This is a genomic window from Mycobacterium sp. NGS15, from assembly GCF_059813245.1.
In genome coordinates this window covers 360,997-373,597 of record NZ_JCALEF010000001.1, presented here as the reverse complement: position 1 = coordinate 373,597, position 12,601 = coordinate 360,997, and the positions used below count along the sequence as shown (strand labels likewise).

Genomic DNA, 12,601 nt, shown 5'->3' with positions numbered 1-12,601 from the left:
AATGCTACAGATCTCCATCGGCGGCCGACATTGTGCGGCGGGTCACATTCGCCGTGGCACTTCCAGGTAGCTGTGCCTTTTATTCATTTGCCCGTCATCTTTGTTACCCATCGCACAACAACGTCAACCACCAGGACACACTTGGCGAATTTATGCAGTTCCTACACAAATCTGGCATAGGGTTCATCATCGAATCCGTGTGATGACCCACCCTGGCGAAGTTCGCTGGCAGACGGCTTACTAAAATCCGGTCCAAGAGATAGCTCAGATGAAGTCCGAAAGGGGATAGAACGTGCTTGTCACGTACATGTCCACGGGGGGATGTCGACCATGACCAAACCATCTACCGCAAACGGCGGCTTTCCGAACATCGTCGTGACCGGCATGGCCATGACGACGTCGATTGCACCGGACGTCGAGGGCACCTGGAAGGGACTGCTCGCCGGCGAGAGCGGCATCCGCACTCTCGAAGACGACTTCGTAGCCCACTACAACCTGCCCGTGAAGATCGGCGGGCATCTCAAGGTCCGTGACTTCGACAAGGACATGACGAAAATCGAGCACCGTCGCCTGTCCTATGTGCAGCGCTTGGCGGCGATTCTGGGCCGCCAAGTCTGGGAAGACGCCGGTGCCCCCGACGTCGATCTCGAGCGTCTTGCAGTGTCGGTCGGCACCGGTCTCGGCGGCGCCGAGAAGATGGTCGAGGCCTACGACGAGATGCGCGCCAAGGGCACGAAGGTCGTTTCACCTCTCGCCGTCCAGATGTTCATGCCCAACGGGGCGGCCGCCGTCATCGGGCTGGAGCGCAAGGCCCGTGGCGGCGTCATCACGCCGGTATCGGCATGCGCATCGGGTAACGAGGGCATCGCGCACGCGTGGCGTCAGATCGCCTACGGCGATGCCGATATCGCCATCTGCGGCGGTGTCGAGGCGGCCATCGAAGCGGTCCCGATCGCGGCGTTCGCCAACATGCGCATCGTGATGTCGACCGACAACGACAACCCCGCAGGTGCGTCGCGTCCCTTCGACAAGAACCGCACCGGCTTCGTCTTCGGTGAGGGCGCGGCCCTCATGGTCATCGAGACCGAAGAGCATGCCAAGGCGCGCGGAGCGCGGATCTACGCTCGCCTTCTCGGCGCCGGCATCACCTCGGATGGTTTCCACGTGGTGGCACCGCATCCGGACGGCATCGGCGCCGCCAAGGCAATGAACCGCGCCCTGGAGACCGCCGGACTGGATGCCAAGGACATCGACCATGTCAACGCCCATGCCACCGCAACAAGCGTGGGAGATGTTGCCGAGAGCAAGGCGATCCATAACTCGAACCTGCATCACGCCGCGGTCTACGCGCCCAAGGGCGCCCTTGGGCACTCGGTGGGTGCGGTCGGTGCCGTCGAGGCCGTCATCACGGTGAAGTCGTTGCAGGAGGGCATCATTCCGCCCACACTCAACTACGAGACGCCCGATCCGGAAATCGAACTCGACATCGTCAGCAAGGAGCCCCGCAAGGGCGACTACAAGTACGCGATCAACAACTCGTTCGGGTTCGGTGGCCACAACGTGGCGATCGCCCTCGGCAAGTACTGATTTACTTTCCTTCCCCGACACGCCGTCTGGCGGCGGATTCGTATCGCACGATTCCGCCACCGGGCGGCGTGTCGGCGTTTAGGTGAACGACTACCGGAACGCCGGAATACCCGTGAGTGCCTGGCCGATGACCAGCGTGTGCATCTCGCTGGTGCCCTCATAAGTCAACACCGACTCCAGGTTGTTGGCATGTCGCATCACCGGATACTCCCCCGAAATACCGTTCGCGCCAAGGATTGTCCTGGCAGTTCTGGCGATCTCGATGGCCTCGCGCACATTGTTGAGCTTGCCCAGGCTGACCTGCGGGGTGGTCAACGAGTCCGCGTCCTTACAACGCCCCAGATGCAACGCCAACAGCACACCCTTGCCGTACTCGAGAGTCATGTTGGCCAGCTTCTCCTGGGTCAACTGGAATCCAGCGATCGGACGATCGAACTGTTCCCGGGTCTGGGCGTAATCGAGTGCCGTGCGTAGACATTCACGTGCCGCACCCATCGAGCCGAAGATGATGCCGAAGCGCGCCTCGTTGAGACATGACAGCGGTGCCTTGAGCCCGATCGCCAGCGGCAGCCGGTTCTTCTCCGGCACCCGCACATCGCTCAGACTGAGTTCGGCGGTCACCGACGCACGCAAGGACATCTTGGACCGGATGGTCTGGGCGTTGAACCCCGCCGAATCGGTCGACACCAGGAAGCCACGAACTCCGTCGTCAGTCTGCGCCCAGATGACGGCAACGTCGGCGATCGACCCGTTGGTGATCCACATCTTGGTGCCGTTGATGATCCAGTCGCCGCCATCCCGCCGGGCATGGGTGCGCATTCCCCCGGGATCGGACCCGAAATCCGGTTCGGTCAGACCGAAACACCCCAGCTCCTCCCCTGTCGCCATCCGGGGCAGCCACTTCTGTTTCTGCGCATCGCTGCCATAGGCGTAGATGGCGTACATCGCCAGCGATCCCTGCACGCTGACCAGTGAACGGATGCCTGAATCGCCCGCCTCTAGCTCCATACACGCCAGCCCGTATGCGAGAGAGGATGTTCCGGAGCATCCGAAACCTTGCAGGTGCATACCGAGTACACCGATCTTGCCCAGCTCCAGGGCAAGCTTGCGCACAGGTAGGTCACCGTGTTCGTACCAACGCTGAACGTTCGGAACCACGCGCGCCTGAACCAGAGCACGCACGCTGTTGCGAATCGCGCGTTCTTCGTCGCTGAGCAGCGCGTCGATACCGAACAGCTCGTCGGGGTCACTTCGGTCAGCATCCGCAGCCATGTCGCAGACCCTAGCGCCCTGGGGCCTCGCCCCGGCTAGAAACTGAAGCGGTACAGCCGCTCGAAGCTGCGGAGCCAGGGAAGCCTGGCCATGGTCCAGTACACGCACCGCAGAAGCCGAGCCGGCACCAACGAGGAGAGGCGCCACGGCGTTGCTTCCTCGACGCAGTGCAGCCGTGGGTTCCATGCGTGTACCTGGCGTGCGCTGCGTATCGAGGATTTGAACAGCTTCTGCACCCACACGATGGATGGCGGCATCGCGTCGAACGCGATCTCACCGGACGGGAACCTCTCGGTGATCCGTCGTAGAAGTTCCTGTACCTCTTCCTCGGTGAGATACATCAGAAGCCCCTCGGCAAGGACCAATGTCGGTTTATCCATGGGAATCTCGTCGAACCAAGCGGCGTCGGTCACCGACGAGGCGATCATCCGATAGTTCGGCTTCTCCTGGATAACCCTCCTCCGCATCGCGATGACCTCAGGCATGTCGACATCGAACCAGCCCACATCCGATGGGATATCGAGCCGGAACGCCCTGCTGTCCAGGCCGCAGCCCAGATGCAGCACCGTGGCAGCCGGGTAGCGCGCCAGAAAATCGCGCGTCCAATCGTCCAGCGACCGCGCCCGCAGCGCGACGGTGTACTGGTTGGATTTGGGGGCCGTCGTACGTTCGATGCGTGGCCAGTCGTAATCGATGCGATCTACCAACTCGGCCGCTGCGTGGTCGTTGAGAATCGTGTGCTCCGAGCGGCTTTCGTAAGCCCGCAAGAAGAGGGTGACGAGCATGGTCCAGGTCACCGATCTCCACTCGACATCGCTGAAGTCGACTTTGGCGGTCATCACTTATCCTCCTTGCTGGGCAGGGCCAGCGCGGCGGAAAGCTCGTCGTGCCAGCGCTGATAAAACGTCAAGGCCTCGTCGCGAGCGGCCTCCAATGCGGCTCGATCAGGTTCATCGGCCGGTTCGAACGCGCGACGCACCGTGGCAGCCAGCGCATCGGCCTTTATCTCCAGATCGGCCCCCTCTGCAGCACTGGTGTTTTCGATGGCATAGAACCCTGCCGTGGTCGCAGCAACCCGGTAGGCCAGCATCGGATCCCGATCGGGGTCATCGCGCAGAAGCCCGTGCCTATGCAACATGCGCAGCACCAGATCGGTGGTCCCGAGCTTGCCGAGCCCGATCTCACCGGTGGCGGGCGTGGTGGTCAACAGATCACCGAGCAGTGCCTGGTCACCGGTGACGATTGCCTTGGCCACCGGGTTGGTCATGGTGCCGATGAACGTGCGTCGGCTGCTCACGCTCAGCAGCACCTCACTCGGATCCTGCCGGAGCGCATCGGCCGCGGCCGTGAGCATGACGAGGCCATCCCGCGTGAAGACAGCACCAAAGAGCTCGATCTTGCTCGGCCAGTAGAGATAGACGGTCCCCTTGCCGACGCCCGCCCTGCGGGCCACCTCATCGATGGTGACCTTGCGGTACCCAAACTGCAGAAAAAGCTGCTCAGCGGCGTCGAGGATGCTCGTCGCCTTCTGCTTACCCATGACACTCCTGACCAACTGACCAATTTGGTTTTTTGGTCATTCTAGCGATCGGCACCTGCTCCGGGAGAGGGCCTACCCTCGGAAACATGTCCACCCCCGACAGGCCGCGTCTGGTTCCCGGCCCGGACCATCCCATCGACATCGCGCCCTCCACCACCCACATCGTGGTCACGTCCGGCGATGTGACCATCGCCGACACCACCAACGCGCTGCGGCTGCAGGAGGCCACCTACCCGCCCGTGTACTACCTCCCGCCCGACGCGGTGAGCTGGGAAACGCTGCAACGCACCGATACCCACACCTACTGTCCATACAAGGGCGAGGCCTCGTATTACTCGGTGCGTACACCCGAGAGAACGGTCGAAGACGCCGTCTGGACATACGAAGACCCATTCCCGGCGGTCTCACAGATCGCCCGTCATCTGGCCTTCTATCCCGACCGGGTCAACATCAGCGCGCAATAGGCGCACCCGTCTGGCGACCCCCTGGTTGCTGGCGTACCTTGTGCGCATGACGACGGTTCAACGGCGAGCTTTCAATGACCAGGTGACGCGATTCTGGGGCCGGGCCGCCAAGGCATACGACTGGGCACCCCTACAACAATGGGTGTACCGCCCGGCGCAGGACGAGATGATTGCCCTGCTGCGTCAGCACAAATCTCAGCGAGTCGTCGATATCGCCTGCGGTACCGGCATTCTGGCGACACGCATCCACGATGAACTCGCGCCCGAGCAGGTGCATGGGGTCGACATGTCCGAAGGGATGCTCGCTCAGGCGAAGGCCCGTTCGGCGCTGGTCGATTGGCAGTTCGCGCCTGCCGAGAAGCTGCCGTTCGACGACGGTGCGCTGGACGCGTTGGTGTCTACGTCGGCGTTCCATTTCTTTGATCAGCCCGCTGCGCTCGCGGAATTCCATCGTGTGCTGGTTCCCGGCGGATTCACGGCCATCACCACATTCACGCCCGACCGCGCCTCCGCCCCGGTCCTGCGCCGAGTCTTCGGCGACCGCGTGCCCGCAAGCGTTCCGTCGAAGGCCGAGATGCGTCAGATGTTCGAGACCGCCGGATTCGAGGTTGCGGTGCAGCGACCGGTGCGCCACCCGTTCACCCTCCCCTTCGTGGAGTTCGATCGACTCACGGTGGGCATCAAGCGATGACGCGGTGGCTGCTGCTCCGTGGCCTGAGCCGCGAGAAGCGCCACTGGGAAAATTTCCCGCAAGTCTTCGCCGAATCGCTTGGCGTTCAGGTGGAATGCCTCGATGCGCCCGGGTTCGGCACCGAGTTCAACCGCACCTCGCCCGCGAACATCTCGGCAATCACGGACGATATCCGGTCCCGATTGGAGCGTGGCAGCGACAATTGGTCGCTGCTCTCCATATCCCTGGGCGGCATGATCGGACTCGATTGGTGCGCGCGTTATCCAGGAGACTTCGAGCGCGCCGTCGTCATCAATTCGAGCACCGCCGCGACACCGGTGTGGCAGCGGTTCCTGCCGTCGTCGATTCCCAACCTGGTGCTCGGACGGTTCCGTGCCGACGTACCCCGCGAGCGTGCGATTCTGGCGCAGACCGCCAACAACCCCGATCTGGATCTCGACGCACTGTCTCGAAAGTGGGCGGGATATCTACAGAGCCAACGCCCTTCGAGCGCCAGCATCGCCCGCCAGATCACCGCGGCCATCGCCTTCCGGATGCCGAAACGCATCGACACTCCGCTGCTGGTGCTGACTTCCGCACACGATCGGCTCGTGAGTTCCTCCGCGTCGGGCACAATCGCCAACGCATTCGGCGCCCCCTTGGCGGTGCATACTTCCGCCGGGCACGATATTCCTCTCGATGACGGCGCATGGATCACCGAGCAGGTAAAGCAGTGGATCGACTAGATTCACCAGCTGTGCCACAACGTCTTTCGGCTTGGCGATTCGTCACCACCTTTGGTGTCATCAGCATGTTCGCCGACATCGTCTATGAGGGCGCGCGCTCGATCACGGGACCGCTATTGGCATCACTCGGGGCAACCGCGCTCGTCGTGGGCGTAGTGACCGGTATCGGCGAGGCGGCCGCGCTGGCGCTGCGTCTGGTATCTGGCCCCCTCACCGATCGCACCCGCATGTTCTGGACCTGGACCATCGCCGGTTACGCGCTCACGGTGGTCACAGTCCCCTTCCTGGGAATGGCCAGTGTGCTCTGGGTGGCCGCCACCTTGGTGATCGCCGAACGTGTGGGCAAGGCGGTACGCAGTCCCGCCAAGGACACCTTGCTCTCGCACGCCACCTCAGTCACTGGCCGCGGCAAGGGTTTCGCGGTACATGAGGCCATGGACCAGGTCGGCGCGGTTACCGGGCCGCTGGTGGTCGCCGGCATGCTCGCACTCACCCAGGGAAACTACCTGCCGACATTCGCGGTCCTGGCGATTCCGGGAGCCGCGGCGCTGGCCCTGCTGTTCTGGCTTCGCCGTCGAGTACCCTGTCCCGAACGGTATGAGGACACTGGGGACATACATGGCACATCCGCCGAGCGCCGGAAACTCCAACTGCCGGTGAAATTCTGGCTGTATGCGGGATTCTCCGGGATCACCGTTTCCGGATTCGCAACCTTTGGCGTGCTGTCATTTCACATGGTTGACCGCGGAGTCCTCGCGCCCGCCGCGGTGCCGCTGGTATACGCCGTCGCGATGGCCGCCGCCGCCGTCGCCGCCCTCTTCTCCGGCTGGGTGTATGACCGGGTAGGTCCGAAAACCCTTGTGGTCTTGCCCATTATCGGCGCCGCGGTACCGATGCTGGCATTCACGGACTCATTGGTGGGCATCGTGCTCGGCGCCCTGCTGTGGGGTGCCGCCGTCGGCATTCAAGAATCCACCCTGCGCGCCGTGGTGGCCGACCTCGTCCCCTCGGGGCGCCGGGCCACCGCCTACGGGGTGTACGCGGCCGTCCTCGGCACGGCCACCGCGATCGGCGGGACGCTCACGGGTTACCTCTACGAGGTGTCCATTCCCATGCTCATCGCGGTGATCGGCGTGATTCAGCTGGTCGCATTGATCGCCGCCGCACCGACAGTGCTGCGGCACACCGCTCAGGTGTAAGGCAGGCGACTGCTGGCGTCCTCGTCGACGTGGACGCTACGGCCGATGTAGGGAAACGCACGCTGTGCGCAGGATTCGCGCACGCACACCTTGCAGCCGGGGCCAATCGGCACCGCGGTGCCCGGATCGTCGATCGCGATTCCCGTCGAATACACCAGACGATGCGCGTGGGCGATATCGCATCCCAGTCCAATCGCGAACGACTTTGGTGTGCTGAGGAACCCCCCGGTGGACGTGCTACTCGTGCGTGCAGCCCAGAAGTACGTGCGGCCATCCGGCATCTCCGCGACCTGGGTCACAAACTGGCCCGGATTCGAAAACGCCTCGTGTACAACCCACAGAGGGCAGTTCCCACCCACCCGGGAGAAATGAAATGCCGTGGCGGATTGGCGTTTCGAGATATTTCCCGCGCGATCGGTGCGCACCAGAATGAATGGAACCCCGCGCATAGAGGGACGTTGCAGAGTGGACAGTCGGTGACAGATGGTCTCGTGACCAACCTCGAACTGCCTCGCCAGAATGTCGACATCATACCGACTGGACTCAGCCGCATGATGAAACTGTTTGTACGGCAAGAGGAATGCACCGGCAAAGTAGTTGGCCAGCCCGATCCGGGCAACGCCAATAGCTTCCGGGCTCAGCTGCTCGGCGCCGGAGAGGATTGCCGCCATGGTCTCGGTCTGGGTCAACAACGCCAATTGGGTGGCCATTTGGAATGCACGCTGGCCGGGTGTGAGCCAATGCGCTATGCGTAGAACCCCCGCATCCGTGTCGAATCGGCGTTTCGATGAATCCGAGAGTGCCCCACCCTTGGCCACGGCGACCGCGATCCCATGCTCTTGCTTCAACACCGTAGCCAGCTGCGCATCGAGCCCACCGATGTGCAACCCGTGGTGTTCGAAGAGATCTTCAGCGGCCGTGTCGAGCTCGCCAAGATAGTTCTTGTGATCGTAGAAGAAGTCGCGAACCTCCTCGAACGGCATGGGACGCAGGGGCTCTCGTATCGAGTCGCCGATCGTCGCGGCGTTCTCGGTCGCGCGGTAGCTCTCCAGCTCCGCGGTGGCGTCCCGCAGCCTGCGGTGCATGCCCACCAGAGTCTGACCCACCGCTGGCATTCGGGCGACCAGCTCCTCGAGCTGCAGATCACTCACCTCGCCCACGGCCGCCTCGGTGAATATCTCGCCAAGATCCGCGACCAGCCGGGCATCGGATTCCGGGGAAAAGTAGTGCGGCGACAGGTCGAATCGTTCGGTGAGCCGCAGCAGCACCGCAACCGTAACCGGACGCGCGTCGTTCTCCAGCTGATTGACGTAGCTCGTCGACAAATCCAGCACACGCGCGAGCGCCGCTTGCGTCAGGCCGCGCTCCTCGCGCAACCTCCGCAACCGCGCTCCGGCGAACGGTCTGGACATATCGCCAGGATAACTCCATATCTATTCGCAATGTTTGCAAGATGGCTCGACTAAGGATGCAGAAATACGCATTTACATGGCCTTTTTATCCACTGATCACGTGCGTAATGTGCGGATCATGCACGTTCACTCCGTACACACCCGCCGCAGCGCCGACGACTTCCCGCGCGACCAACACCTGGCCTGGAAGATCGCCGAGGTCGCTTCGGACCCCGTCGCCGTTCCCGCCGACACCGAAGCAATGGTCATCAACCGGATCATCGACAACGCCGCCGTCAGCGCCGCCTCGGTCATCCGCCGCCCCGTCACCGTCGCACGCCGGCAGGCCCAGGCACACGCGGTGCCTTCGGGAGGGCGCGGCGCCAACGTCTTCGGCGTCAGCGGTGGCTACTCGGCCGAATGGGCAGCATGGGCCAACGGCGTCGCCGTACGCGAGCTGGACTTTCACGACACCTTCCTGGCCGCCGACTACTCACACCCCGGCGACAACATTCCACCGTTGGTGGCCGTGGCCCAGCAGCTCGGTATCGGGGGAGCAGATCTCATTCGCGGCCTGGCCACCGCATACGAAACTCAGATCAACCTCACCCGCGGAATCTGTCTGCACGAGCACAAGATTGACCACGTCGCACATCTCGGCCCCTCGGTGGCCGCCGGCCTGGGCACCATGCTGAAGCTCGACACCGAGACGATCTATCAGGCCATTGGCCAGGCCCTGCACCTGACGACTGCGACCCGCCAGTCCCGCAAGGGACTCATCTCCAGCTGGAAGGCCTATGCGCCGGCCTGGGCCGGCAAGGTCGCCATCGAAGCCGTTGACCGCGCCATGCGCGGCGAAGGTGCGCCGTCACCGATCTGGGAGGGTGAGGACGGCGTGATCGCCTGGATGCTCGGCGGCCCCGACAAGGTCTACGAGATTCCGCTGCCGGGTTCCGGCGAGGAGAAGCGCGCGATCCTGGACAGCTACACCAAGGAGCATTCGGCCGAGTACCAGAGCCAAGCGCCCATCGATCTGGCTCGCAGGATGCGCGAGCGCATCGGCGATCTGGAGCAGATTGCGACGATCGTTCTGCACACCAGCCACCACACACACGTCGTGATCGGCACCGGATCGAACGACCCACAGAAGTTCGACCCCGACGCTTCACGCGAGACACTCGACCACTCGGTCATGTACATCTTCGCCGTCGCGTTGGAGGACGGCACCTGGCATCACGAGCGCTCGTATGCACCCGAACGCGCACATCGCGCCGAGACGATCGAACTCTGGAACAAGATCAGCACCCTCGAAGATCCGGAATGGACTCGCCGCTATCACTCGACCGATCCCGACGAGAAGGCGTTCGGCTGCAAGGCCGTTGTCACTCTCAAGAACGGCGAGGTGATCACCGACGAGCTGGCGATCGCCGATGCGCACCCGCTGGGGGCGCGACCGTTCGCCCGGGAGAACTACGTCAACAAGTTCACGGTGTTGTCCGACGGCGTTATCGAGCGGCATGAGCAGGATCGATTCCTCTCGGTGGCACAGGGATTGGCCGACCTGAAGGCAGGCTCGCTGGGTGCACTCAACCCGCTTGTGGATGCCGTTGTCCTGGACAAGGCGCCCACGACTCCCGAGGGGATCTTCAAGTGAGCTCACTTCTCGCCTCTGCCACGGACGCGGCCGCCAAGCGTGCCGCGTTCCGGGCGGGCTTGTCCTCCGGTGAACTCCTCCGATTCCCCGGCGCGTTCTCGCCGTTGGTGGCCAAGCTGATCCAGGAAATCGGGTTCGAGGGTGTCTACGTGTCGGGCGCGGTGCTCTCCGCGGATCTAGGGCTCCCTGACATCGGTCTGACGACGCTCACCGAGGTGTCGGCCCGTGGCCGTCAAATCGCCTCGGTGAGCGATCTGCCCACGCTTATCGACGCGGACACAGGCTTCGGCGAACCGATGAGCGCCGCCCGTACGGTGACCGTCCTCGAGGACAGCGGAGTCGCCGGGATTCATCTGGAAGATCAGGTGAATCCCAAGCGGTGCGGGCATCTTGATGGCAAGGCCGTCGTCAAGACCGCCGAGATGGTTCGGCGGCTCCGCGCGGCGGTTTCCGCCAGGCGCGACCCCAACTTCGTGATCTGTGCCCGCACCGACGCTGCGGGCATCGAGGGGTTGCCCGCAGCAATCGACCGCGCAAAGGCTTATGCCGATGCGGGCGCGGATCTGATCTTCACCGAGGCACTCAGCGATATCGGTGAGTTCGAGAAGTTCCGCGCCGCGGTCGATGTTCCGCTGCTGGCCAACATGACCGAATTCGGGAAGTCCGAACTCGTGACGGCCGGCCAGCTCCGCGAGGCCGGGTACAACGTCGTCATCTATCCCGTCACGACCCTGCGGCTGGCGATGTTCGCAGTGGAGCAAGGTCTTCGTGAAATTGATTCGGCGGGAACACAGTCGGGCCTGCTGGACCAGATGCAGCATCGCAGCCGCCTGTACGAGCTGCTCCGCTACTCCGAATACAACCAGTTCGACACCGAGATCTTCAATTTCAGCCTCAATGGAGGAGGAGCCCGATGACCACCGCGACACCGACCATTCACAAGGGACTTGCCGGCGTCGTGGTGGACACCACCGCCATCTCCAAGGTGGTGCCCGAGACCAACTCGCTCACCTACCGCGGATATCCGGTGCAGGACCTGGCCGCTCGGTGCAGCTTCGAGCAGGTTGCCTATCTGCTGTGGCACGGCGAGCTGCCGAATGAGGGCGAGCTCGCGCTGTTCAACCAACGCGAGCGCGCACAGCGCCGCCTGGACCGCTCCCTGATGTCACTGCTGGCCAAGTTGCCGGAGACCTGCCACCCGATGGACGTGGTGCGGACAGCGATCAGTGTTCTGGGCGCCGAGGATCCTTCCGAGGACGACAGCACCCCGGAGGCCAACTACGCCAAGTCACTTCGCATGTTCGCCGTGCTGCCGACGATCGTCGCGGCCGACATGCGCCGCCGGCGCGGGCTGGACCCCATTCAGCCCCACAGTCACCTCGGTTACTCGGCCAACTTCCTGCGGATGTGCTTCGGCGAGGTACCGGACCCGGTGGTCGTCACCGCGTTCGAGCAGTCGATGATCCTGTACGCCGAGCACAGCTTCAACGCCTCGACCTTCGCCGCCCGCGTGGTGACCTCGACACAGTCCGATATGTACAGTGCGGTCACCGCCGCCATCGGCGCACTCAAGGGCTCCCTACACGGTGGTGCCAACGAGGCCGTCATGCACGACATGATCGAGATCGGCGACGCCACCAAGGCCGCGGAATGGCTGCAGGGCAAGCGAACCCGCAAAGAGAAAGTCATGGGCTTCGGACATCGCGTGTACAAGAACGGCGATTCCCGGGTGCCGACGATGCGTGCGGCACTGGAGGACGTGGCACGGGTGCGTGACGGCCGTCAGTGGCTTGAGATCTACAAGGTGCTGGAATCCGAGATGGACGCCGCCACCGGCATCAAGCCCAATCTAGATTTCCCCACCGGGCCTGCCTACTATCTCATGGGATTCGACATCCCCTGCTTCACACCGATTTTCGTGATGAGCCGGATCACTGGCTGGACCGCACACATCATGGAGCAGGCCGCAGCGAACGCCCTGATCCGACCACTGAGCGAATACTCAGGAGAGCCTCAGCGCTCACTCGCGTCATAACCGATTTCCGCACGAGCAGACACGTACTACACATCGCACCTGG

12 protein-coding genes are annotated in these 12,601 nt (G+C 63.3%); 8 read left to right on the top strand and 4 right to left on the bottom strand.

Features of this window, described 5'->3' with window-relative positions; translation table 11 throughout:
* Window positions 1–330 precede the first annotated feature (330 nt).
* On the top strand, window positions 331–1,587 hold the full coding sequence (locus AC5Y5C_RS01735; protein WP_499968458.1) for a KasA/KasB family beta-ketoacyl-ACP synthase: 1,257 nt from the start codon (window positions 331–333) through the stop codon (window positions 1,585–1,587).
* 90 nt (window positions 1,588–1,677) lie between these two features.
* Here the strand turns inward: AC5Y5C_RS01735 and AC5Y5C_RS01730 are convergent, their stop codons facing one another.
* The 3 genes from AC5Y5C_RS01730 to AC5Y5C_RS01720 are packed head-to-tail and all read right to left on the bottom strand — an operon-like array spanning window position 1,678 to window position 4,399.
* Window positions 1,678–2,859: an acyl-CoA dehydrogenase family protein gene (locus tag AC5Y5C_RS01730; protein WP_499968456.1), complete on the bottom strand. Its 1,182-nt coding sequence runs from the start codon at window positions 2,857–2,859 to the stop codon at window positions 1,678–1,680.
* Window positions 2,860–2,894: 35 nt separating this feature from the next.
* On the bottom strand, window positions 2,895–3,698 hold the full coding sequence (locus AC5Y5C_RS01725; RefSeq protein WP_499968454.1) for a class I SAM-dependent methyltransferase: 804 nt from the start codon (window positions 3,696–3,698) through the stop codon (window positions 2,895–2,897).
* Window positions 3,698–4,399, bottom strand: a complete 702-nt coding sequence (locus AC5Y5C_RS01720; RefSeq protein WP_499968453.1) for a TetR/AcrR family transcriptional regulator — start codon at window positions 4,397–4,399, stop codon at window positions 3,698–3,700. The genes AC5Y5C_RS01725 and AC5Y5C_RS01720 overlap by 1 nt, the downstream gene beginning before the upstream one ends.
* Window positions 4,400–4,485: 86 nt before the next feature.
* Between AC5Y5C_RS01720 and AC5Y5C_RS01715 the strand changes: the two genes are divergently transcribed.
* From AC5Y5C_RS01715 to AC5Y5C_RS01700, 4 genes are read left to right on the top strand one after another with little or no spacing between them, the layout of a single operon-like run.
* Complete coding sequence (locus tag AC5Y5C_RS01715) at window positions 4,486–4,863, top strand: DUF427 domain-containing protein (protein ID WP_499968451.1); 378 nt, start codon at window positions 4,486–4,488, stop codon at window positions 4,861–4,863.
* Between the two features lie 46 nt (window positions 4,864–4,909).
* Window positions 4,910–5,554, top strand: coding sequence for a class I SAM-dependent methyltransferase (locus AC5Y5C_RS01710; RefSeq protein WP_499968449.1), 645 nt, complete (start codon window positions 4,910–4,912; stop codon window positions 5,552–5,554).
* Entirely contained in the window at window positions 5,551–6,279 is a 729-nt protein-coding gene (locus AC5Y5C_RS01705) for an alpha/beta fold hydrolase (protein WP_499968447.1), read from the top strand. The genes AC5Y5C_RS01710 and AC5Y5C_RS01705 overlap by 4 nt, the downstream gene beginning before the upstream one ends.
* Entirely contained in the window at window positions 6,243–7,478 is a 1,236-nt protein-coding gene (locus AC5Y5C_RS01700) for an MFS transporter (RefSeq protein ID WP_499968446.1), read from the top strand. The genes AC5Y5C_RS01705 and AC5Y5C_RS01700 overlap by 37 nt, the downstream gene beginning before the upstream one ends.
* On the opposite strand, the gene AC5Y5C_RS01695 is transcribed toward AC5Y5C_RS01700, so the two are convergent.
* Window positions 7,469–8,890: a short-chain fatty acyl-CoA regulator family protein gene (locus AC5Y5C_RS01695; protein ID WP_499968444.1), complete on the bottom strand. Its 1,422-nt coding sequence runs from the start codon at window positions 8,888–8,890 to the stop codon at window positions 7,469–7,471. The two genes, AC5Y5C_RS01700 and AC5Y5C_RS01695, sit on opposite strands and share 10 nt — an antisense overlap.
* A 118-nt stretch (window positions 8,891–9,008) precedes the next feature.
* Here AC5Y5C_RS01695 and prpD point away from each other — a divergent pair, with 118 nt between their 5' ends.
* From prpD to AC5Y5C_RS01680, 3 genes are read left to right on the top strand one after another with little or no spacing between them, the layout of a single operon-like run.
* Window positions 9,009–10,523: a 2-methylcitrate dehydratase PrpD gene (gene prpD, locus AC5Y5C_RS01690; protein WP_499968442.1), complete on the top strand. Its 1,515-nt coding sequence runs from the start codon at window positions 9,009–9,011 to the stop codon at window positions 10,521–10,523.
* Entirely contained in the window at window positions 10,520–11,440 is a 921-nt protein-coding gene (gene prpB / locus AC5Y5C_RS01685; protein WP_499968441.1) for a methylisocitrate lyase, read from the top strand. Before prpD ends, prpB begins: the two co-directional genes overlap by 4 nt.
* On the top strand, window positions 11,437–12,558 hold the full coding sequence (locus tag AC5Y5C_RS01680) for a bifunctional 2-methylcitrate synthase/citrate synthase (RefSeq protein WP_499968439.1): 1,122 nt from the start codon (window positions 11,437–11,439) through the stop codon (window positions 12,556–12,558). The genes prpB and AC5Y5C_RS01680 overlap by 4 nt, the downstream gene beginning before the upstream one ends.
* Window positions 12,559–12,601 lie beyond the last annotated feature (43 nt).